Raw genomic sequence first — 18,795 nt, 5'->3', positions numbered from 1 at the left:
ATGCCATGAAGGCCATGAACGCCATGAACGCTGTGAACCCCCTGAACGTGACCCGATCGGTGCGGCGCCTGGCGGTGGCCGTGGCGACCGCCACGACCGCCTTGCTGGCCGCCTGTGCCGGGCCGCAGGTGGACGACTACGCCCGCGAGACCCCGAAGCTGGTGCTGCGCGAGTATTTCAACGGCCCGATGACGGCCCACGGTGTCTTCACCGACCGCTCCGGCAAGGTCGCCCGGCGCTTCACCGTGCGCATGGTCGGGCGCTGGAGCGGCAACGAAGGTGTGCTCGAAGAGGATTTTTTCTACAGCGACGGCAAGACCGAGCGCCGCGTCTGGCGCCTGACCGACCTCGGCGACGGGCGCTACACCGGCCGCGCCGACGATGTGCTCGGCGAGGCGCAGGGCCGTGCGGCGGGCAATGCGCTGCGCTGGCAGTACACGCTGAAGCTGCCGGTGGACGGCAAGGTCTACGAGGTGCAGTTCGACGACTGGATGTACCTGATGGACGAGAAGGTGATGTTGAACAAGGCCGTGATGAGCAAGTTCGGCATCCGGCTCGGCGAGGTCACGCTGGCCTTCCACAAGCCCTGAACCGGGACCGGCCATGCCCGTCAACCAACCCTTGCGCGACTGGACCGGCCGCGTCGTCTGGATCGTCGGCGCCTCGTCCGGCATCGGGCTGGCCACGGCCGAGGCGCTGGCGCGGCGCGGTGCCAAGGTGGTCGTCTCGGCGCGCAAGGCCGCGCCGTTGCAGGCGTTCGCCGAGGCGCACCCCGGCGCGATGGCCCTGCCGCTCGACGCCGCTGCGCCCGGTGCGCTGAAAGCGGGCATGGCGCAGTTGCTGGCGCAGCACGGCCGGCTCGATCTGGCGCTCTACTGCGCCGGCCACTACCTGCCGGTGCGCGCCACCGCCTACGACCTCGACGAGGTACTCCGCCACCAGGACATCAACGTCACCGGCGCGATGCGGATGCTCGACGCCGTGCTGCCGACATTGCTCGCCCAGCGCAGCGGCCACATCAGCCTCGTCGCCAGCGTGGCCGGCTACCGCGGCCTGCCGCAGGCGCTGGCGTATGGCCCGACCAAGGCGGCGCTGATCAACATGGCCGAGGTGCTGCAGATGGACCTCAAGCCCAGCGGCATCGACGTCTCTGTCATCAACCCCGGCTTCGTCGAGACGCCGCTGACCGCGCAGAACACCCACCCGATGCCAGCGCTCATCACGCCCGAGGTGGCGGCCGACGAGATCCTGAAGGGCTGGGCGCGGGGCGAGTTCGAGGTCCATTTCCCCAAGCGCTTCAGCCGGGTGCTCAAGCTGCTGGGCCTGCTCGGTGACGGGCTGTATTTCTCGCTGGTGCGCCGCGCCACGGGGCTGTGAGGACCACGCCATGACCTTGCCGACGCTGCGCCATCCCGACCCGCGGGTGGTCCGCGTGATCACCTTCTTCGAGGGGCTCACACGCGCCGATCTGGACCGGCTGGGCGAGCTGTATGCGTTGGATGCCCGCTTCAAGGATCCGTTCAACGAGGTCCACGACATCCCCGGCATCCGGCGCGTGTTCGCGCACATGTTCGACGGGCTCGGTTCGCCGCGGTTTGTCGTGCTCGACGCCATCGCGCAGGGCGACCAGTGTTTCCTGACCTGGGACTTCCTGTTCGAGGCGCCCCGGCTCGGGCCCGGCACCACGACCATCCACGGTGGCTCGCACCTGCGCTTCGGCCCGGATGGCCGACTGGTGCTGCACCGCGACTACTGGGACGCGGCGGAGGAGCTGTACGAGAAGCTGCCGGCGATCGGCGCCCTGATGCGCTGGCTCAAGCGCCGCGCGGCCGGCTGAGGGCTGCGGCAGAGATCGGCTCAGCGCGGCGGGTCGTCCGAGTCCGCCTGCCCTTCGGAGAGGGTGTGGAGCTGGAACTTGCCCTCGGCCGTGACCAGCCAGACCTCGGGATAGACCACGGTTTTCATGCCGCGTGGCGGTGGTGGGTACGGCTCGGCGGCGTAGACCAGGCGCTGGATCCACGGCACGACCTCATGCGCGGACGCGGGGTAGCGGGTGATGCGCAGGTCGGTGATGCGGCCGCGGCTGTCGACGGTGGTGCGGAACGCGGCGACGGCGTGCAGCATCGGGGGCAGCTTGCCGTCGAGGATCTGCGGCCAGTAGCGCATGTAGAGGTGGCGCGCGGCCTCGATGCGGTATTCGCTGGCGTTGCGGGCGGCCGAGGTGGTGAGCGAGGCGATCTCGTCGACCGGCTGGGGCGGCGGCACGGACTGGAACTGAGCGAATGCTGGCAGGGCGGCCAGACACCACCCTGCCAGCAACCCCATCCCCCACACGCGCCAGGGCTGCTGCGGGCTTTCTTGGTGTGTTCGGCCTTGAAACGGCCGAGTTCCACGGAGTCTAGCGATCACTTGCGCATTTCCGGCGTGCATAGTTGGCGAAGTGGCGGTCTCGGCCTGCGCCATCAGCGCATCCAGCCCTTGCGGCGGAAGTAGATCAGCGGCGCCGCCACCGACGCCAGCATCAGCCCGAGTGCAAACGGGTAGCCCCAGGTCTGCGACAGCTCGGGCATGTGCTGGAAGTTCATGCCGTAGATGCTGGCGATCAGCGTCGGCGGGAGCATCGCCACCGAGGCCACCGAGAAGATCTTGATGATCTTGTTCTGGTTGATGTTGATGAAGCCGACGGTCGCGTCCATCAGGAAGTTGATCTTGTCGAACAGGAAGGCGGTGTGCGAGTCGAGCGAGTCGATGTCGCGCATGATCTGGCGCGCTTCCTCGAACTGCTCGGCGTTGAGCAGCCGGCTGCGCATCATGAAGCTGACCGCGCGACGTGTGTCCATCACGTTGCGGCGGATGCGACCGTTCAGGTCTTCCTGGTGGGCAATGGCGGAGAGGGCTTCTCCGGCGGCGTGGTCGTCCACGTCCTGCTTGAGCACGTGTGCACTGACCTTTTCCAGTGCATCGTAGATGCCCTCCAGCGCGTCGGCCGAATACTCCGCATCGGCGTCGTAGAGCTTGAGCAGCACGTCCTTGGCGTCCTCGATCATCGCCGGGATGCGCCGTGCGCGCAGGCGCAGCAGGCGGAACACGGGCAGGTCTTCCGAGTGGACCGAGAACAGCACGTTGTGGTGCAGGATGAAGGCCACGCGCACGTTGCGCGGCGTCTCGCCGTCGTCGATCAGGAAGTCGGAGCGGATGTGCAGCTCGCCGTTGTCTTCCTCGTAGAACCGCGCCGATTCCTCCAGATCGTCGTCGACGATGTTCTCGGGAATCGTCAGGTCGAAGCGTGCCTGGATCCAGCCTTTTTCCTGGGCCGTGGGGGCTTCCAGGTCGACCCAGACCGGCGCCACATGGGCCAGCGCTTCGGGGGCATCGATCTCTTCCTGGAACAGGCGGCCATTGGCCAAGGTGAAGACGTTGAGCATCAGGGCTCCTGCATGCAGATCGTGCCCGGAGGGGGACGTTCACCGAGGGCGACTGCTGTCCGAGTTCAACTCCTGTGCCGGCGGGGATAACCAATTATTGCACTGCGGAAGCGGGTGTGTCTGAATGCTCGAAAACCCGAGGACTGACCGGGTTTTCAGGGGTGCAGCGCAATTCCACACAGCGCTTGCAGGGTGTGACAGGGAGGGCTTGTCAGCGATTCATGAAATGGTCACACTGGGTTCAACGACTCCCCACCCAACCTCTCGAAAGGAGGCCTCATGAATCTCACGATCAGCGGTCATCATCTGGAAGTTACACCTGCTCTGCGCGAATATGTGCTGACCAAGCTGGACCGGGTCACGCGACACTTCGATCAGGTCGTGGATGTCAACGTGCTGCTCACTGTGGAGAAGCAGAAGGAGAAGGAACGCCGCCAACGCGCCGAAGTCACGCTGCACGTCAAGGGGCGCGACATCTTCGTGGAAAGCGCCAGCGAGGATCTGTATGCCGCGATCGACCAACTGATGGACAAGCTCGACCGCCAGGTCGTGCGCCATAAGGACAAGCTGCAAGACCACCACCACATTTCGCCCAAGCGCACTGCCATGGCGGGCGAAGTCGCCTGACGCAGCACACGCGACTGCACCCGGCGAAAAGCGGCCCCCTGAGCGGGGCCGCTGTCTTTTTTGAAAGAAATGCACAAGGTGAGCGTTGCCCTTCGGCAACCGCCTCCCGCATGGCCTTGTTTCAAGGGCGAGATGCTGCGTACAGGCGGCGCGCTGATTCCTATAATCGGTTCCCCGAACACACCCGACCCGCGCTTGCCAAGGCTCATGCTCAAACCGGCGCCCGATCTCGATGAACCGTCTCGCCGCGATCCTCCCTGCTGGCAATGTGCTGGTGAACGTGGACGCTTCCAGCAAGAAGCGTGCGTTCGAGCAAGCTGGTCTGCTGTTTGAAAACCAGCACGCCATTGCCCGCGCCACCGTCTCCGACAACCTGTTTGCACGGGAGCGCCTGGGCTCGACCGGGCTGGGGCACGGTGTCGCCATTCCCCATGGACGCATCAAGGGATTGAAGAACCCGCTCGCCTCCGTCGTCCGTCTGGCACAACCGATCGCCTTCGAGGCTCCGGACGACGAACCGGTCGTGCTGCTGATCTTCCTGCTGGTGCCGGAAGCGGCCACGCAGCGACATCTGGAAATCCTCTCCGAGATCGCCGAGCTGCTGTCGGACCGCGAACTGCGCGAGCGTCTCAAGGTCGAGACGGATCCTGTCAAGCTGCACGAGATGATTTCCCGCTGGGAACCTCTGCGTTCGGTGGCCTGATCCAGCCGCACTGGGTCTGAAGTGAAACCGACTGTCATCAGCGCGGAGGCGCTGTTCGATGCCCACCGCGGCATGCTGAAGTGGGAGTGGATCGCTGGGCACGAGCACCCCGAACGCCGCTTCGACGAGGTGGCCGTGCGCGATGCACAGTCGGCAGCGGACCTGGTCGGGTATCTCAATTACATCCACCCCTACCGTGTCCAGATCGTCGGTCGGCGCGAAGTGGCCTATCTGGCCGGGGCCGACGAAACCGAAGCCCAGGAGCGGCGCATCTCGCGCATCGTTGCACTGGAGCCGCCGGTGGTGGTGGTCGCCGATGGCTGCACGCCGCCGGACCGGCTGGTGGCGATGTGCGAGCGGGCCGAGATCCCGTTGTTCTGCACCCGCGAGTCGGCGGGGCACGTCATCGACGTGCTGCGTGGCTACCTCGGCCAGCACTTCGCCGAGCGCACGTCACGCCACGGCGTGTTCATGGACATCCTCGGTCTGGGGGTGCTGCTCACGGGCGAATCCGGCCTGGGCAAGAGTGAGCTGGGGCTGGAGCTGATCTCGCGCGGGCACGGGCTGGTGGCCGACGATGTGGTCGACCTGTTCCGCGTGTCGCAGTCGGCGATCGAGGCGCGTTGCCCGGAGCTGCTGCGCAACTTGCTGGAAGTGCGCGGCATCGGTCTGCTCGACATCAAGGCCATCTTCGGCGAGACCGCGGTGCGGCGGAAGATGCGCCTGAAGCTGATTGTCCACATGGTGCGCAAGGAAACGCTGGAGCGCGATTTCGAGCGCCTGCCCTATGAGCCGCTGTACGAGGACATTCTCGGCATGCCGGTGCGCAAGGTCATCATCGCGGTGGATGCCGGGCGCAACCTGGCGGTGCTGGTGGAGGCGGCGGTGCGCAACACGGTGCTGCAGTTGCGCGGCATCGATACCTACAAGGAATTCGTCAAGCGCCACCGCGACCTGATGGACCGCGGCGAACCCGGTCTCTGACGCCGCCGGATCCCGGCTACTTCACTGCCCGGTGCGGACAGACCTGCTTGGTGCAGTGCGCGTAGAGTGCCAGTGTGTGTTCCTGCAGCGTGAAGCCGCGTTCCTGCGCGATGGTGCGCTGGCAGGCCTCGATCTGCGGATCGAAGAACTCCTCGACATGGCCACAGTCCAGGCAGACGAGATGGTCATGGTGTTCGCCTTCGTTGAGTTCGAACACCGACTTGCCGCTCTCGAAGTGGTTGCGGCTGAGCAGGCCGGCCTGCTCGAACTGCATCAGCACGCGGTAGACCGTGGCCAGCCCGATGTCGGCACCTTCGAGCAGCAGCACCTTGTACACATCCTCGGCCGTCATGTGCCGCTGCAGGGAACGCTGGAAAATCTCGAGGATCTTGATGCGCGGCAGGGTGGCCTTGAGGCCTGAGCTTTTCAGTTCTTCCGCGTTCGTCATGGCAATGCCTGTTCGGCTGGTGTGGCTCGCTAGAATGGCCGGATCATATCGGGATGTGCCGCTCCAGGCGGTGTCCAACACCAAAACCACATGGCTGCTCCGACCCGCTTTCCCTCCCACGTTCCCTTGCGCAGTGCCACAGCCCTGCTGCTGGCTACCGCCGTGCTGACCGGGTGTTCGACGGTGTCCTCCGACGGCTCGCTGCTCGGTCTCGTCACGCCTTACCGCATGGAAGTCGTTCAGGGCAATGTCGTCACACAGGACATGGTGGCCCAGCTGCGCCCCGGTCTGTCGAGCGACCAGGTGCGCACGCTGCTCGGCGCGCCGCTGCTGACGGACGTGTTCCACGCCAACCGCTGGGACTATGTCTTCACCATCCGCCGCCAGGGCACCGCGCCGCAGCAGCGGCGTGTGACGGTCTTCTTCGAGAACGACCGGGTCTCGCGCTTCGAGGCTGATGCGGTGCCGACCGAGCGTGAATTCGTCGCTGCGATCGACGCGAGCAAACCGCCGGCGCGCAAGACGGTCCTCGAACTCGACGAGTCGCAGCTGCGGGCCATTCCCCTGCCTGCGCCCAGCCGCGCTGCCCAGACGCCGCAGACTGCGGCCAGCGGCCCGGCCCGCTCCTATCCCCCGCTGGAAACCACTGCCCGATGAACGCTCCCGCCTCTACCGCCCTTGCCGCACCCGCGCCCCTGCGCGTCGCCATCGCCGGCTGCACCGGCCGCATGGGCCACATGCTCATCGAAGCCGTCATGGCGGCGGACGACTGCGTCCTCGCCGGCGCCCTTGACCGCGCCGACAGCCCCGCGATCGGCCAGGACGCCTCGGCGTTCCTGGGCCAGGCCAGCGGCGTGGCGATCACCGCCGACCTGCGCGCCGGCCTGCAGGACGCCGACTGCCTGATCGACTTCACCCGCCCCGAGGGCACGATGGCGCACTTGGCCGTCTGCCGCGCACTGGGCGTCAAGCTCGTCATCGGCACGACCGGTTTCAGCGCCGAGCAGAAGGCCGAGATCGCCGCTGCGGCGGCCGACGTGTCGATCATGATGGCGCCGAACATGAGCGTCGGCGTCAATGTCGTGCTGCGCCTGCTGGACATGGCCGCGCGGGCGCTGAACGAGGGCTACGACATCGAGATCATCGAGGCCCACCACCGCTTCAAGGTCGACGCGCCGAGCGGCACGGCGCTGAAGATGGGCGAGGTCGTCGCGAACGCCCTCGGCCGTGACCTGAAGGACTGCGCGGTCTACGGCCGCGAAGGTGTCACTGGCGAACGCGACCCGAGCACGATCGGCTTCGCCACCGTACGCGGCGGCGACGTGGTCGGCGACCACACCGTGCTGTTCGCCGGCATCGGCGAGCGCATCGAGATCACCCACAAGTCCAGCAGCCGCGCGACCTATGCGCAGGGCAGCCTGCGCGCCGTGCGCTTCCTGGCCGGCAAGGCCAGCGGGCTGTACGGCATGGACGACGTGCTCGGCCTGGGCTGACCCGCGACATGGACGGCCTGGCGCGGATCTGGTCGGCGGGCGACGGCGTTTCGCGCACGGTCGCGGTGCTGTTGCTGGCGATGTCGGTGTCGGCCTGGGTGCTGATCCTGTGGAAATCGTGGATGCTGACGCGGGCGCGGCGCGATCTGGCGCGGGCGGTGCCGGTGTTCTGGTCGGCGCCGGATGTGGCGACCGGTCGTACGCAGCTCGCCGCGCTGGACCGCGAGCAGGTGCTGCTGCCGATGCTCGACGCGCTGCTCCAGCCGACCGCCCCCGGTACGCTCGACGCTGGCAGCGACGCCGAATCGCGCCTGACCCGCCTGCTGCGCGACGCGCTGCACCGCGTGCTCGGGCAGCTGCAGACCGGTCAGGTGCTGCTCGCCTCGGTCGGCAGCACGTCGCCATTCGTCGGCCTGTTCGGCACCGTCTGGGGCATCTACCACGCCCTGATCGGCATCTCGGCCACCGGCTCGATCAGCATCGACCAGGTGGCCGGGCCGGTGGGCGAGGCGCTCATCATGACGGCCGCAGGGCTGGCAGTGGCGATCCCGGCGGTGCTGGCCTACAACGTGTTCGGCCAGTGGGTCAGCGCCTGCGAGGCCGACCTCGAAGGCTTCGCGCACGACCTGCGTGAGATGGCGCTGGGCAAGCAGAACCCGAAGAGTCCGAAGAACCCGTGGGAGCAGGGCGATGGCCTTCGGGCGCCTTGAACGCCGCAAGGCCGAGGCGCCGATCAGCGACATCAACATGACGCCGCTGATCGACGTGATGCTGGTGCTGCTGGTGATCTTCATGATCACGGCGCCGCTGATGACCTCCAGCCTGAAGCTCGACCTGCCCAAGGCCGACGGGGCTGTTCCCACCGAGCAGGCTCCTGCCGCGATCAGCCTCGGTCTGCAGGCCAACGGTGCGCTCTACTGGGGCGAGGAGCGGCTCGACCCCCCCGCCTTTGCCGAGCGGCTGAAAGACATCGAGCGCCGTGGTGGCGAGCGACCCGAGGTGATGCTGCGGGCGGACAAGGCGGTGCCCTACGGGCGCGTGGCCGAGCTGATCGGGCAGTTGCAGCAGGCGGGGCTGAGCCGCATCGCTTTCATCACCGAGCCGACCTGACGGGACCGACGCAGCCGGCAGGGTCACCGGGGCTGTGCAACACTGCGCCACCCACTGACTGCCGGGCCGCAGGGCGGCCCATGACCACCATGAAGCTGCTGTTCGTCGCCGACCCGATCGAGTCCTTCAAGACCTACAAGGACACCACCTTCGCGATGATGCGCGAGGCGGCGCGCCGCGGCCACACGCTGCAGGTCTGCGAGCCGCGCGACCTCGTCTGGGTGCGCGGCAGCCGGGTCGTGGCGCGCCGCTGCCGCACGGTCATCCTCACCGGGCGCGAGCAGGCGGACTGGTTCGCCGTGGTCGCCGAGGGCGAGGTCGCGCTGGCCGACACCGACGCGGTGCTGATGCGCAAGGATCCGCCGTTCGACGCCGAGTACATCTACGCCACCCACCTGCTGCAGCAGGCCGAGCGCGACGGTGCCCGCGTCTTCAACAAGCCCTCCGCGCTGCGCGACCACCCGGAAAAGCTCGCCATCCTCGAATTCCCCGAGTGGATCGGCCCGACGCTGGTCACGCGCGAGGCCGAGGCCGTGCGTGCCTTCCACGCCGAGCACGGCGACATCATCCTCAAGCCGCTCGACGGCATGGGCGGCATGGGCATCTTCCGGGTCGGCCCGGACGGCATGAACCTCGGCTCCATCATCGAGACGCTGACCAAGGACGGCAGCACGACGGTGATGGTGCAGCGCTTCCTGCCCGAGATCGTCCACGGCGACAAGCGCATCCTGATCATCGGCGGCGTGCCCGTGCCGTTCTGTCTGGCGCGCATTCCGCAGGGCTCGGAGGTGCGCGGCAACCTGGCGGCTGGCGGCAAGGGCGTCGCGCAGCCGCTGTCGGCGCGTGACCGCGAGATCGCCGAGACGCTCGGGCCGTTGCTGGCGGCGCGCGGCCTGCTGCTGATCGGCCTGGACGTGATCGGCGACTGTGTCACCGAGATCAACGTCACCAGCCCGACCTGCTTCCAGGAGATCCAGCAGCAGACGGGCTTCGATGTGGCCGCCGTGTTCGTCGATGCGCTCGAAGCCGCCGTGGCGGCCCACCTCAGCGCTCCTTGACCACCGTGCTGAGGAGGCCGTTGCCGGTGGTCTGCCGACTGTCGCCGAGCAGGAACACGCTGTAGACCGCGCCCGCGTCGAGCGTCTTGCCGGTGAGCTGGTAGACGCTGGTGGCGGTGGTGGGCTGGGTCACCGACACGGTGGTGTCCGTCGCGGCCGACACCTGGGCCACGGCCGAGAACGCCCCTTGGCTGGCGTTGGTGGCCCGGGAGCCCGCCACGTCGAGTCCAAGCTCGGCCACCACATCACCCAGCCCGTGCAGCAGGCGGATGCGGCTGGCGCTGGCGCTGGTGGGCAGGCGGTTGTCGTCACTGAAGACCTTGAGCTGCGCAGCGGCGACCGTGCCCCAGACGAAGAGGGTGTTGTCGCTGCCCGCTGCGGCCGTCCAGGGCTCGGTGGTGAGGGTGGTGCCGCTGACGGTGAGCTGCGGCGCGGAGGTTCCGGCGGGCACCAGGGTGTAGCCGCCCACGGCGGGTGAGCTGCCCAGGAGGGGCAGGGTCGTGCTGTTGAACGAAGCCGTCACGGCCTGGTTGCTTGGCAGGGCGCTGACGACCCGGACCCTGGCCTGCTTGTTGGTCAGCGCCGTGACCGCCTTGTCCGGTTGCAGCAGCAGCGCGTGGGTCAGCACCCCCCCGCTGCTGGGCGTGATCACGAGCGCGGCGACGCCGGCACTGGGCAGTGTCAGCGTGGTGTCGAGTCGCACATCGCTGTCCAGCACGCTGCCAGCCCTCAGGACACGCAGGCGGTGGCTGCCGGCGTTGACGGTCGAGAAACCCGTGCTGCCATTGCCCGGTGTGACGTTGCCGAGCAGCGGGGCGTCGCCCAGCGTCTCGGTGGCGGGGGTGAGGTGCACGTCGAGCGTGCCGGCGTCACGGGCGGCGTGGAACACGCGCAGCTTGGTGCGGCCGCTGGCGGGTGCGGCCTCCAGGTCGTTCAGGCTGAGGTACTTGACCGTGTTGTTGTCGCCCGTCCAGGCCACCAGCGTGGTGCTGCTGCCCGCGGTGTACGTGGTGGTGGACACGTCGGTGAGCGTGGTGCCGCTGCTGTTGGTCAGCGCGATGGTGTGGCTGCTGGCGCTGACGCGGTAGGTGGCGCTGGCGGCGTCGCGCGCGATGGCGGTCTCGCGTAGCTGCTCGTCGATCAGCAGGTCGACCGCTGTGCGCTGCGTGGTGGCGTTGACGACGCGCACGGTGGCTGTGTTGCTGCTGCCACTGTCGTTGTCATCGGGATCTTCCTTGGTGCCGCAGCCACCGAGCAGACTGCCCAGCAGGAGCAGGCCGGCGGCGGTGCGCAGGGCCCAGAGGCGACGGGACAGTGGCGAATGCAGCATGGACGGGGTTCCCTGTGGGTGCGGCGAAAGCGGCGGATGGACCGGCCGCTACCTTCGGTTTCCCGGTGGCGCTTGTCAAGTGGCCTGCGCCCTTGGGCCGGGCCGTGGTCAGACCACGCGGCGCCCCGCGTTCCAGACTTCGCGCACCACCGGATGCCCGGCCACCAGGCGCACCCGCACCAGATCCGCCCGCAGGCCTGGGGCGAGCGCCCCCCGGTCGGCCAGCCCGACCGCACGGGCCGGCTGCAGCGTGACCAGCCGGATTGCGGCGGGCAGGTCGAGCAGGCCCTCGTCCGCCAGCTGCCACGCGGCCGCCAGCAGGCTGGCCGGCAGATAGTCCGACGACAGCCCATCCAGCACCCCCTCGCGCACCAGCGTCACCGCGGCCACATTGCCCGCGTGCGAGGTGCCGCGCAGCACGTTGGGCGCGCCTGCGAGTGTCAGCAGGCCGCGGCTGTGGGCGCGGCGGGCGGCGTCCAGCGTGGTGGGGAATTCGCTGATGACCGCGCCGAGGTGGTGGGCCTCGTCGACATGGGCGGCCGTGGTGTCGTCGTGCGAGGCCAGTGCGATGCCGGTGGCGCGGGCGTAGGCGGCGAACCAGTCGCGGTTCGGGCCGGCATGGTCGCGCTGGCGGGCGGGGGCGAGCTGCACTTCGTGGTCGAACTGCGCATCGGTCCAGCCCTTCTTGCCGGTGTAGTAGATGCGGGCGTGGTCCAGGTCGGACCACTGGCGCTGGCCCGGCGTGTGGTCCATCAGCGAGACCAGGCCGAGCCGAGGGTGGTGGGCGAAGGGCTCGAACAAGGCACGCGCGTTGGATGCAGGCAACTCGCAGCGGGCGTGGATGTGGTGGTCGGCGCGCAGCACGCCGGCCGACTCCAGCGCGTCCAGCACCGGCAGCAGCTCGCTCTGGTCCTGCGCCCGGAACCCCTGGTGGTAGGGATCGCCCACGCCAATCGCGTCGAACACCGTCGTGATGCCGGCGCAGGCCACCTCGGCATCGTGGGCCTGCACGGCGCCCCACATCGGGAAACGCACCTTGGGGCGCGGCATGGCGTGGCGCTCCAGGTTGTCCGTGTGCAGCTCCACCAGCCCCGGCACGAGGAAGTCGCCCTCCAGATCCACGGCCGAGGGCAGCGCCGACCGTCCAAGGTCCAGCGCGGCGATCCGGCCACCCCGAACGACCACCGTGCCGGTCACCACCTCCCCTGGCAGCACCAGCCGTGCCTGGGTCATCACCTGTTCTTGTTGCATGGCGTGAGTTTGCACCCGGCAGCTTGATCCCTGATGTGCAGTGTTCACAAGGGGGGTGTCCGCTCATGCGCCCATGCTGGTCCCGGCGCTGCAACTGGAAATCTTGGTGTGCCGGACTGCACGAAACCACCCGGAACCCTGTAGGCTACGCCACAGCCGAAAGCCCGCCGATTTTTCTTCATGAGCGCCCGATACGCGATTTATCTCACCCCGCCCGCCGACCACCCCCTGTGGCAAGCCGGATGCACCTGGCTGGGCCGTGACCCGTCCAGCGACCTTGCGCCCTCGCCGCCCTCGCGGCGGGCCACGCCATGGCGCTACGGTTTCCATGCCACGCTCAAGCCGCCCATGCGGCTGGCCGAGGGGGCATCGGTCCAGGGTCTGCACGCGGCGCTGTGTGCCCTGAGCCAGCGCCTGCAGTCCTTCGACATGCCTGCGCTGGAGGTGGGGGCCCTCACCGACTTCATCGTGCTGCAGGCGGCGGCACCACTCGACCCTGCCCATCCTCTGCATGTGCTTGCCGACACCTGCGTGCGCGAGTTCGACGGCTTCCGCGATCCGCTGACCGCCGCCGACCTGCAGCGCCTGCAGAGCCGCCATCCGCTCGGTGCCCGGGAAGCCGAGCTGCTGGCGCGCTGGGGGTATCCGCATGTGCTGGACTGCTGGCGCTTCCACTGCACGCTCAGCGATTCGGTGCTCGATGACGGCGAGCGCCAGGTCTGGCTCGAACTGGCGCGCACCTTCTTCTCGCCGGCGCTGGAGCGGCCGTGGCGCTGTGATGCGCTGAGCCTGTATGTGGAGCCCAGCGCCGGGGCGCCGATGCAGCTGCTGCGGCGCTATCCGTTCAAGGGCTGAACCGCAGCCCCCCGGCGTCCTGCCGATCAGAAGTTGATGCCGACCTTGGCGCCGAAGGTCAGCGGGTCATGGTCGACGCCGCTGCGCGACGTGGTGGCGTGGTAGCGGATGTCGAAGCCGGTGTAGAGCATCCCGGCCCGGTAGTTCATGCCCGCTGCTGCGCCCACGCCGAACAGCGTGCGGTCGGTGCCGGGCGTGCTCACCTGGAACGCGCCCAGGCTCGGGCCGACACCTGCGGACAGGCCATCGCCCAGCGGCAGCGTGTAGCGCGGCGACAGCTCGAACGCATTCACCGACGTGCCGTTCTTGCTCGTGTGCGTGAAGTTCAGGTGGCTGCGGATGCGCTTGTCGGGGGTCTGCAACAGGCCGCAGTTGAAGTTCAGGTCGAGGCCCCAGCCGTTGGCGTTCGGGCCGGTGCCGGGGCCGACGCGGCTGCCGGTCAGGGCCAGCGAGGCCTCGGGCTTCCAGGCGGGGTCGTTGAGGATGGGCAGCCACTGCCAGCCGTCGGCGGCGTGGACCGCCGGGGCGGTCAGCGCGGCCAGGGTCAGGGCGAGGGCGGTGGCGAGGCGTGTGGGGGTCTTGTGCATGGGTGTGGGCGCGTGGCCTGAAGTCAAGGAAGTCAGGTCGGACTGTAGAGGTGCCCGCCAGTTCCCTCTGTGACCTGTGTCACCTGGCCCTTGCTCAGCCGCCCGTCAGACACCCGGCGTCAGGCGGGCTGGGCCACCCGGGTCTGTGCCCTGCCCGCGGCGGTGGCGAACCAGCGCGGCTGACCATCGCTGCCCGCCAGCGGCAGCGCCCAGGCCTTCTGCTGCAGATGGCCGAGCACGGTCAGCACGGTGGCCTCGTCGAGCCGGCTGTCTTGCGCAAGGCCGGCCACCGTGCGCAGCGCGGCCCCGCCCTCGGTCAAGGCCAGCAGCACCAGCTTCTCCTGCGCCAGCACGGGAGCGGTGGCTGCCAGACCGGCGCCTGGCGGCGGGCCGGAGCGCTGGCGCTGTGAAGCGACGGCGGCGGTGGTTGTGGTGGGCAGGTCGGTGCTGGCCTCCTCGTCCACCTGCGCCCGAGCCAGCGCCTGTGCCGTCTCGGCATCGGACTGGGCCGTCAGCGCGGCTTCGGTGGCGTCTGCTGCGCGCTGGCGGGCCTGCTCGGCGGTGGCGGTGGCGGTCTCGGCCTGTGCGCGGGCGTCCCGCACCTCGCGCATCAGCCGCTCCGTCAGCGAGCCAATGAATGCCCGCGACGACACCGAGGCCACCAGGCAGAACCCCGCCAGGTTCAGCAGCAGCACCGGATTGCCTGGCTGACCCGCCGTGCCGCGGATCTTGTCGATCAGGTCGGCCGAGATCATCGTCAGGAACAGCGGCACCATGAACGACGCCGTGATGCCGATGACGATGTGTTTCCACCAGGCCAGCTGCGTCGACCTGGGCGCGTCGGACAGGAAGCAGTTCACCAGACCGCCGACGGCGCCGGCGGCGAGCATGACCAAGGTGATGGTCAGAAGATCGGTTGGCATGTGTGGTTCCCCCGGGTGTCGTGTGCGCTCGACGGCGCTGGTGTGCCTGCGTGACAGCGTAGGCCCTTGGGGGCAGATTTGTCCAGTTCAGGGCGTGGGCAGAAAATCCCCCCATGACTACCCGCCCCACCTCCGCCGACTTCCCCCACCACCACCGCGTCACCACCCGCTGGACCGACAACGACCGCTACGGCCATGTCAACAACGCCATCTACTACCAGTACTTCGACAGCGTCATCAACGCCTACCTCATCGCCGAGGGCCAGCTCGACATCCACCGCGGCGATGTGGTCGGCTTCATCGTGCGCTCCGAATGCGACTTCTTCGCCCCGGTCGCCTACCCGGGCGAGGTGGACATCGGCGTGGCGGTGGTCAAGCTCGGCAATTCCTCGGTGACCTACGAGACTGGCCTGTTCAAGCCGGGCGAGCCGGACGCCTGCGCGGTCGGCCGCATGGTGCATGTGTTCGTGGACACCGCGACGCAGCGCCCGGTCGCCATCCCGGCGTCGATCCGCGCAGCGCTGGCGCGGCTGGTGCGCCCGACCTGACGCGGGATGCTGGCGCGTCTGTTGCAGCGGCTCGGGCTGGCGTTGACGCTGGCAGCGGCCGGCTGGCTGGGCTGGTCCTGGCGGCAAGGGCTGGGGCCGTGGGGCGCGTTCGGGCCGGTGCTGGCGCTGCTCGGCCTGAACGCGCTGGCGCTCGGTTTGGAGCAGGCGCTGGCCGCCGGTGCCCATGGCAACGATCCAGCGCCTCGGCCCGGTCCGGGGCTGCGGCTGCGGGCCTGGGCGCGCGAGGTGCGGCAGTCAAGCCGGGTGTTCGGCTGGGAGATGCCGTTTGCCAGCACGCGCTGGCCCGACATGCTGCCGGCGGCACCGGGTCTTGCGCCGGGCGGGCGCGGGGTGCTGCTGGTCCATGGTTACCTGTGCAACCGCGGCTTCTGGAACGCCTGGTATCCCCGGCTGCAGGTGCAGGGTGTGCCCTTTGTCGGGGTGAGCCTGGAGCCGGTGTTCGGCTCGATCGACGACTATGCCGAGCAGATCGACGCCGCGCTGGCGCGACTCCAGCGTGCGACGGGACAGGCGCCGCTGGTGGTCTGCCACAGCATGGGCGGCGTGGTGCTGCGGGCGTGGCGGCGGTCGCGTCTGGCGCGGGGCGAGTCGGCGGAGGCGGTGGAGGCCCGTGTCCACCATGTCCTGACGATCGGCACCCCGCACCGGGGCACCTGGCTGGCCCGCTTCGGCCGCCAGCCCAATGCCGTGCAGATGCGCCAGGACAGCCCGTGGTTGCAGGCACTGGCCGCCAGCGAGTCGCCGGCCTGGCGGGCGCGTTTCACCTGCGTCTGGAGTGCGTGCGACAACGTGGTGTTTCCGCCGTGCTGCGCGGTGCTGGAGGGCGCCGCCTCGGTCCAGCGGCCAGGGCGTGGGCACCAGGATCTGCTGGACGATGCGGCGGTCTTCGCGCTGGCGCTGGCCTTGCGGGCCAGTCCGCTCAGTCCGACAGAGGCAGCAGCCGCGTGACGGCGGCGCTGGCGAGTTCGCTGATGCGCATCAGGATGTCGGTGCCCATCTCGGGCGTGTAGCGCGTCGGGTCGGGCGACCCCAGCACCAGCATGCCGAAGGCTGGCCCCGAGTAGCTGCGCCGCAGCGGCAGCAGCGCCAGCGACGCCACGGCCGAAGGATGGCCGAGCCAGCGCACCGCCTCGAAGGTGGTGTTGGCGCCGCAGTACGGTGTGCGCAGGCTGGAAGCGAAGCGGCGCAGATCCGCCCCGACACTCTGCGCGACCGGCTCGCCGGCATAGGCCGGGGCCACATCCCAGAGCCGCATCGCCACTTGCGGAATGCGGAACTGCTCCTGCAGATCGACCACCAGCATGTCGGGAATCTCGCGCGGTTCGGTCACCTGCATCAGCGCGCAGACCCACTGGTGCAGCCGGTCGGTCAGGGCGGCGTTTTCCTGGCCGTGGCGGATCATGTCCATCAGCCGGCGCTCCATGCCGCGGATGCGCTCGCGCAGCATGTCCATCTGCCGCTGCTGCAGGGACACGGCCCGCGCGCCGTGTGGATTGGCCAGCTCGACATGCGCCAGCAATTCCGCGTGGCGCTCGAAAAAGCCTGGCGTGCGCGCCAGATAACTGGCGATGTCGATTTCGGAGAGGCCCTGCGTGCTCATGGGCAGCAGGGTAGCGCAGGGGTTTGCGGTGATGTCTTGGAAAAGCCGGTCAGGCACCTGCCTTCATCACCGCAATCCAGCGATCCGGAAAACTCAGTCCGGGAACGCCACGGTGCCTTCGAACACCGTCACGGCCGGCCCGGTCATGCGCACGCTGTGGCCGAGGCCGTCCCAGGCGATGGTGAGCCGTCCGCCCCGGGTCTCGACGTCGACCACCGGGTCGAGCCAGCCCAGTCGGATGCCCGCGACCACCGCGGCGCAGGCCCCGGTCCCGCAGGCCAGCGTCTCGCCCGCGCCGCGTTCGTACACGCGCAGCCGGACATGCCCGCGGTCGACGACCTGCAGGAAGCCGGCATTCACCTTGCGCGCAAAGCTGGCGTGCGCCTCGACCCACGGGCCGACCGTGGCGACCGGCGCGGTGTCCACATCCTCGACGCGCTGCACCGCATGCGGATTGCCCATCGACACGGCCGCGATCTCGACCACCTGGGCGGGGTCGGCCGCGTTCGCCAGCGGCCAGAGTTCGAAGCCGTTGAGCTTGCGGGGCACGAGCCCGCTGGGGTCGAACGGGATCTGCGCGGGCGCGAAGACCGGCTGGTTCATGTCCACGGTGACGCGGCCGTCCGGCGTCATCTCCAGCACGATGCGGTTGTTCATCGTCTCGACCCGCACCATGTCGCGGTCCGTCAGCCCGTGGTCGCGCACATAGCGCAGGAAGCAGCGAGCGCCATTGCCGCAGTGCTCGACCTCCTCGCCGGTGGCGCCGTTGAAGATCCGGTAGCGGAAGTCGGCGTCGGCGGCGCGGGCCGGCTCGACGACCAGGATCTGGTCGGCGCCGATGCCGAAGCGGCGGTCGCCGAGGAAGCGCAGGTCGGCTGTGCTCAGGTCGAGCGGCGCGCGGGTGGCGTCCAGCACGACGAAGTCGTTGCCGAGGCCGTGCATCTTGGTGAAGGGGAGGGGCGGGCGGGGGGTCATGGGGGAATTATCGCGCCGCCATCACGCCCGTCCTTGCGCAGCAACGCCTCCGTGTACCGCAGAAACTCCCCCAGATGCTGTGTGATCACCGCCACCGTGATCGGCAGTTGCAGCGCCTGGTAGTCATGCACCGCGACGTTGCGGAACCCGACCATGCGCTTGAGATCGGCGGCCAGTTCCGCCTCGATCCAGCCGGCGCGGCCGAGCAGTTCGAACACGTCCCGCGAACTCTGCGGCACACCCAGGCGCTCGCGCCGGATGAGGTGCTGGCCCATGTCGAGCGCGGCTTCGCAGGCGCGCTGCACGTTGAGGATCGCGGCGTCCTGGCGGGTGTAGTCGGTGGCAAAGGTGCCCGGGTCGCGCTGGTACTCATGTTGGGCGCGGGCCACGCAACGCTCGATCGTCGCGGCCTTGTTGAGCAGCACGTCATCGGGCATGGACGCGGCCCTCCCGGACGATGTCGGCGAGCAGCGAGGCGCGGGCGCTGTCCAGGTGCAGCTTGTCCGTGAGCATCGAGGTCTCCCACATGTCCGCCTGTGCGTCACGCGCCCACCAGCGTTGTCCGAGTGTCAGCACCTGGTGCTGCAGGACGGTCGAGGCGGCGCGCAGATCGACCAGATCCACCGGACACCCCGCGACATCGCCCAGATCCCCCGCCAGTGCCCACAGCATGACCGGATCGGCGTAGCCCGGCAGGAGCACGGCCAGATCCAGATCGCTGTCGGGACCAGCCGTGCCTTGGACTTGGCTGCCGAAGGCATAGACCGCCATCAGCGTGGGCAGCGCCTGTCGCAGCCGGTCGACCAGCACCTCGGACGGGATGAGCAGGGGCGTTGTCATGGTGTGGACAATGGCAT

General features: G+C 68.9%; 25 protein-coding genes. 14 read left to right on the top strand and 11 right to left on the bottom strand.

What is annotated here, in order from left to right:
• Positions 1-5 precede the first annotated feature (5 nt).
• The 3 genes from U5O44_RS22410 to U5O44_RS22400 are packed head-to-tail and all read left to right on the top strand — an operon-like array spanning position 6 to position 1,837.
• The gene (locus U5O44_RS22410) at positions 6-590 is read left to right on the top strand and encodes a DUF3833 domain-containing protein (RefSeq protein ID WP_322590651.1); all 585 of its coding nucleotides are present in this window, start codon (positions 6-8) and stop codon (positions 588-590) included.
• A gap of 13 nt (positions 591-603) precedes the next feature.
• A complete protein-coding gene (locus U5O44_RS22405) occupies positions 604-1,377 on the top strand; it encodes an SDR family NAD(P)-dependent oxidoreductase (RefSeq protein WP_322590650.1) in 774 nt (257 codons plus the stop codon).
• 10 nt (positions 1,378-1,387) lie between these two features.
• Complete coding sequence (locus tag U5O44_RS22400; RefSeq protein WP_322590649.1) at positions 1,388-1,837, top strand: nuclear transport factor 2 family protein; 450 nt, start codon at positions 1,388-1,390, stop codon at positions 1,835-1,837.
• Between the two features lie 20 nt (positions 1,838-1,857).
• Here U5O44_RS22400 and U5O44_RS22395 read toward each other — a convergent pair whose 3' ends face one another.
• Together U5O44_RS22395 and corA are read right to left on the bottom strand one after the other, a co-directional pair.
• The gene (locus U5O44_RS22395; RefSeq protein WP_322590648.1) at positions 1,858-2,265 is read right to left on the bottom strand and encodes a hypothetical protein; all 408 of its coding nucleotides are present in this window, start codon (positions 2,263-2,265) and stop codon (positions 1,858-1,860) included.
• Between the two features lie 197 nt (positions 2,266-2,462).
• Positions 2,463-3,425: a magnesium/cobalt transporter CorA gene (gene corA, locus U5O44_RS22390; protein WP_322590647.1), complete on the bottom strand. Its 963-nt coding sequence runs from the start codon at positions 3,423-3,425 to the stop codon at positions 2,463-2,465.
• Between the two features lie 279 nt (positions 3,426-3,704).
• Between corA and hpf the strand changes: the two genes are divergently transcribed.
• The 3 genes from hpf (at position 3,705) to hprK (ending at position 5,739) form a co-directional block, all read left to right on the top strand.
• On the top strand, positions 3,705-4,052 hold the full coding sequence (gene hpf / locus U5O44_RS22385) for a ribosome hibernation-promoting factor, HPF/YfiA family (RefSeq protein WP_322590646.1): 348 nt from the start codon (positions 3,705-3,707) through the stop codon (positions 4,050-4,052).
• A 232-nt stretch (positions 4,053-4,284) separates the two neighbouring features.
• Entirely contained in the window at positions 4,285-4,755 is a 471-nt protein-coding gene (locus U5O44_RS22380; RefSeq protein ID WP_322590645.1) for a PTS sugar transporter subunit IIA, read from the top strand.
• Positions 4,756-4,776: 21 nt separating this feature from the next.
• Positions 4,777-5,739, top strand: a complete 963-nt coding sequence (gene hprK / locus U5O44_RS22375) for an HPr(Ser) kinase/phosphatase (RefSeq protein ID WP_322590644.1) — start codon at positions 4,777-4,779, stop codon at positions 5,737-5,739.
• Positions 5,740-5,755: 16 nt separating this feature from the next.
• Here the strand turns inward: hprK and fur are convergent, their stop codons facing one another.
• The gene (fur, locus tag U5O44_RS22370; RefSeq protein ID WP_322590643.1) at positions 5,756-6,187 is read right to left on the bottom strand and encodes a ferric iron uptake transcriptional regulator; all 432 of its coding nucleotides are present in this window, start codon (positions 6,185-6,187) and stop codon (positions 5,756-5,758) included.
• A gap of 90 nt (positions 6,188-6,277) precedes the next feature.
• Here fur and U5O44_RS22365 point away from each other — a divergent pair, with 90 nt between their 5' ends.
• The 5 genes from U5O44_RS22365 to gshB all read left to right on the top strand — a co-directional run bounded on the left by U5O44_RS22365 (position 6,278) and on the right by gshB (position 9,848).
• A complete protein-coding gene (locus U5O44_RS22365; protein WP_322590642.1) occupies positions 6,278-6,844 on the top strand; it encodes an outer membrane protein assembly factor BamE in 567 nt (188 codons plus the stop codon).
• On the top strand, positions 6,841-7,680 hold the full coding sequence (gene dapB / locus U5O44_RS22360) for a 4-hydroxy-tetrahydrodipicolinate reductase (protein ID WP_322590641.1): 840 nt from the start codon (positions 6,841-6,843) through the stop codon (positions 7,678-7,680). Before U5O44_RS22365 ends, dapB begins: the two co-directional genes overlap by 4 nt.
• Before the next feature lie 8 nt (positions 7,681-7,688).
• A complete protein-coding gene (locus U5O44_RS22355; protein ID WP_322590640.1) occupies positions 7,689-8,390 on the top strand; it encodes a MotA/TolQ/ExbB proton channel family protein in 702 nt (233 codons plus the stop codon).
• Positions 8,371-8,790: an ExbD/TolR family protein gene (locus tag U5O44_RS22350; RefSeq protein ID WP_322590639.1), complete on the top strand. Its 420-nt coding sequence runs from the start codon at positions 8,371-8,373 to the stop codon at positions 8,788-8,790. Before U5O44_RS22355 ends, U5O44_RS22350 begins: the two co-directional genes overlap by 20 nt.
• Before the next feature lie 89 nt (positions 8,791-8,879).
• A complete protein-coding gene (gshB, locus tag U5O44_RS22345; RefSeq protein WP_322590771.1) occupies positions 8,880-9,848 on the top strand; it encodes a glutathione synthase in 969 nt (322 codons plus the stop codon).
• On the opposite strand, the gene U5O44_RS22340 is transcribed toward gshB, so the two are convergent.
• Both U5O44_RS22340 and U5O44_RS22335 read right to left on the bottom strand, forming a co-directional pair.
• Positions 9,835-11,178, bottom strand: coding sequence for a DUF4397 domain-containing protein (locus U5O44_RS22340; protein WP_322590638.1), 1,344 nt, complete (start codon positions 11,176-11,178; stop codon positions 9,835-9,837). The two genes, gshB and U5O44_RS22340, sit on opposite strands and share 14 nt — an antisense overlap.
• A gap of 108 nt (positions 11,179-11,286) precedes the next feature.
• Positions 11,287-12,429: an alpha-D-ribose 1-methylphosphonate 5-triphosphate diphosphatase gene (locus tag U5O44_RS22335; RefSeq protein WP_322590637.1), complete on the bottom strand. Its 1,143-nt coding sequence runs from the start codon at positions 12,427-12,429 to the stop codon at positions 11,287-11,289.
• 180 nt (positions 12,430-12,609) lie between these two features.
• On the opposite strand from U5O44_RS22335, the gene U5O44_RS22330 reads away from it, so the two are divergent.
• Complete coding sequence (locus U5O44_RS22330; protein ID WP_322590636.1) at positions 12,610-13,284, top strand: DUF1045 domain-containing protein; 675 nt, start codon at positions 12,610-12,612, stop codon at positions 13,282-13,284.
• A 26-nt stretch (positions 13,285-13,310) separates the two neighbouring features.
• Here U5O44_RS22330 and U5O44_RS22325 read toward each other — a convergent pair whose 3' ends face one another.
• Together U5O44_RS22325 and U5O44_RS22320 are read right to left on the bottom strand one after the other, a co-directional pair.
• The gene (locus tag U5O44_RS22325) at positions 13,311-13,871 is read right to left on the bottom strand and encodes a hypothetical protein (RefSeq protein WP_322590635.1); all 561 of its coding nucleotides are present in this window, start codon (positions 13,869-13,871) and stop codon (positions 13,311-13,313) included.
• Between the two features lie 119 nt (positions 13,872-13,990).
• Positions 13,991-14,794 carry a YEATS-associated helix-containing protein gene (locus tag U5O44_RS22320; protein WP_322590634.1) on the bottom strand — a complete coding sequence of 268 codons (804 nt, stop codon included), beginning with the start codon at positions 14,792-14,794 and terminating at the stop codon, positions 13,991-13,993.
• Between the two features lie 113 nt (positions 14,795-14,907).
• On the opposite strand from U5O44_RS22320, the gene U5O44_RS22315 reads away from it, so the two are divergent.
• Positions 14,908-15,342, top strand: coding sequence for an acyl-CoA thioesterase (locus tag U5O44_RS22315; protein WP_322590633.1), 435 nt, complete (start codon positions 14,908-14,910; stop codon positions 15,340-15,342).
• Between the two features lie 6 nt (positions 15,343-15,348).
• On the top strand, positions 15,349-16,311 hold the full coding sequence (locus U5O44_RS22310; RefSeq protein WP_322590632.1) for an esterase/lipase family protein: 963 nt from the start codon (positions 15,349-15,351) through the stop codon (positions 16,309-16,311).
• Here the strand turns inward: U5O44_RS22310 and U5O44_RS22305 are convergent.
• From U5O44_RS22305 to mntA, 4 genes are all read right to left on the bottom strand, one after another.
• Entirely contained in the window at positions 16,283-16,963 is a 681-nt protein-coding gene (locus U5O44_RS22305; protein ID WP_322590631.1) for a DUF484 family protein, read from the bottom strand. The two genes, U5O44_RS22310 and U5O44_RS22305, sit on opposite strands and share 29 nt — an antisense overlap.
• 93 nt (positions 16,964-17,056) lie before the next feature.
• Positions 17,057-17,938: a diaminopimelate epimerase gene (dapF, locus tag U5O44_RS22300; RefSeq protein ID WP_322590630.1), complete on the bottom strand. Its 882-nt coding sequence runs from the start codon at positions 17,936-17,938 to the stop codon at positions 17,057-17,059.
• Complete coding sequence (gene hepT / locus U5O44_RS22295) at positions 17,935-18,375, bottom strand: type VII toxin-antitoxin system HepT family RNase toxin (RefSeq protein ID WP_322590629.1); 441 nt, start codon at positions 18,373-18,375, stop codon at positions 17,935-17,937. The genes dapF and hepT overlap by 4 nt, the downstream gene beginning before the upstream one ends.
• Complete coding sequence (mntA, locus tag U5O44_RS22290) at positions 18,365-18,778, bottom strand: type VII toxin-antitoxin system MntA family adenylyltransferase antitoxin (RefSeq protein WP_322590628.1); 414 nt, start codon at positions 18,776-18,778, stop codon at positions 18,365-18,367. Before mntA ends, hepT begins: the two co-directional genes overlap by 11 nt.
• Positions 18,779-18,795 lie beyond the last annotated feature (17 nt).

This window comes from Sphaerotilus sp., assembly GCF_034519685.1.
In the GTDB taxonomy this organism is placed as follows: Bacteria; Pseudomonadota; Gammaproteobacteria; order Burkholderiales; family Burkholderiaceae_C; genus Sphaerotilus.
The sequence above is the reverse complement of the archived record's forward strand: the minus strand, read 5'-3'. Positions and strand labels throughout refer to the sequence as shown.

What these genes read in the sequence shown, in the direction of transcription:
- U5O44_RS22410 (WP_322590651.1), top strand. Translation starts at nt 6, where the DNA reads ATGAAGGCCATGAACGCCATGAACGCTGTGAACCCCCTGAACGTGACC.
- U5O44_RS22405 (WP_322590650.1), top strand. Translation starts at nt 604, where the DNA reads ATGCCCGTCAACCAACCCTTGCGCGACTGGACCGGCCGCGTCGTCTGG.
- U5O44_RS22400 (WP_322590649.1), top strand. Translation starts at nt 1,388, where the DNA reads ATGACCTTGCCGACGCTGCGCCATCCCGACCCGCGGGTGGTCCGCGTG.
- corA (WP_322590647.1), bottom strand. Translation starts at nt 3,425, where the DNA reads ATGCTCAACGTCTTCACCTTGGCCAATGGCCGCCTGTTCCAGGAAGAG.
- hpf (WP_322590646.1), top strand. Translation starts at nt 3,705, where the DNA reads ATGAATCTCACGATCAGCGGTCATCATCTGGAAGTTACACCTGCTCTG.
- U5O44_RS22380 (WP_322590645.1), top strand. Translation starts at nt 4,285, where the DNA reads ATGAACCGTCTCGCCGCGATCCTCCCTGCTGGCAATGTGCTGGTGAAC.
- fur (WP_322590643.1), bottom strand. Translation starts at nt 6,187, where the DNA reads ATGACGAACGCGGAAGAACTGAAAAGCTCAGGCCTCAAGGCCACCCTG.
- U5O44_RS22365 (WP_322590642.1), top strand. Translation starts at nt 6,278, where the DNA reads ATGGCTGCTCCGACCCGCTTTCCCTCCCACGTTCCCTTGCGCAGTGCC.
- dapB (WP_322590641.1), top strand. Translation starts at nt 6,841, where the DNA reads ATGAACGCTCCCGCCTCTACCGCCCTTGCCGCACCCGCGCCCCTGCGC.
- U5O44_RS22355 (WP_322590640.1), top strand. Translation starts at nt 7,689, where the DNA reads ATGGACGGCCTGGCGCGGATCTGGTCGGCGGGCGACGGCGTTTCGCGC.
- U5O44_RS22350 (WP_322590639.1), top strand. Translation starts at nt 8,371, where the DNA reads ATGGCCTTCGGGCGCCTTGAACGCCGCAAGGCCGAGGCGCCGATCAGC.
- gshB (WP_322590771.1), top strand. Translation starts at nt 8,880, where the DNA reads ATGAAGCTGCTGTTCGTCGCCGACCCGATCGAGTCCTTCAAGACCTAC.
- U5O44_RS22340 (WP_322590638.1), bottom strand. Translation starts at nt 11,178, where the DNA reads ATGCTGCATTCGCCACTGTCCCGTCGCCTCTGGGCCCTGCGCACCGCC.
- U5O44_RS22335 (WP_322590637.1), bottom strand. Translation starts at nt 12,429, where the DNA reads ATGCAACAAGAACAGGTGATGACCCAGGCACGGCTGGTGCTGCCAGGG.
- U5O44_RS22330 (WP_322590636.1), top strand. Translation starts at nt 12,610, where the DNA reads ATGAGCGCCCGATACGCGATTTATCTCACCCCGCCCGCCGACCACCCC.
- U5O44_RS22325 (WP_322590635.1), bottom strand. Translation starts at nt 13,871, where the DNA reads ATGCACAAGACCCCCACACGCCTCGCCACCGCCCTCGCCCTGACCCTG.
- U5O44_RS22320 (WP_322590634.1), bottom strand. Translation starts at nt 14,794, where the DNA reads ATGCCAACCGATCTTCTGACCATCACCTTGGTCATGCTCGCCGCCGGC.
- U5O44_RS22315 (WP_322590633.1), top strand. Translation starts at nt 14,908, where the DNA reads ATGACTACCCGCCCCACCTCCGCCGACTTCCCCCACCACCACCGCGTC.
- U5O44_RS22310 (WP_322590632.1), top strand. Translation starts at nt 15,349, where the DNA reads ATGCTGGCGCGTCTGTTGCAGCGGCTCGGGCTGGCGTTGACGCTGGCA.
- U5O44_RS22305 (WP_322590631.1), bottom strand. Translation starts at nt 16,963, where the DNA reads ATGAGCACGCAGGGCCTCTCCGAAATCGACATCGCCAGTTATCTGGCG.
- dapF (WP_322590630.1), bottom strand. Translation starts at nt 17,938, where the DNA reads ATGACCCCCCGCCCGCCCCTCCCCTTCACCAAGATGCACGGCCTCGGC.
- hepT (WP_322590629.1), bottom strand. Translation starts at nt 18,375, where the DNA reads ATGCCCGATGACGTGCTGCTCAACAAGGCCGCGACGATCGAGCGTTGC.
- mntA (WP_322590628.1), bottom strand. Translation starts at nt 18,778, where the DNA reads ATGACAACGCCCCTGCTCATCCCGTCCGAGGTGCTGGTCGACCGGCTG.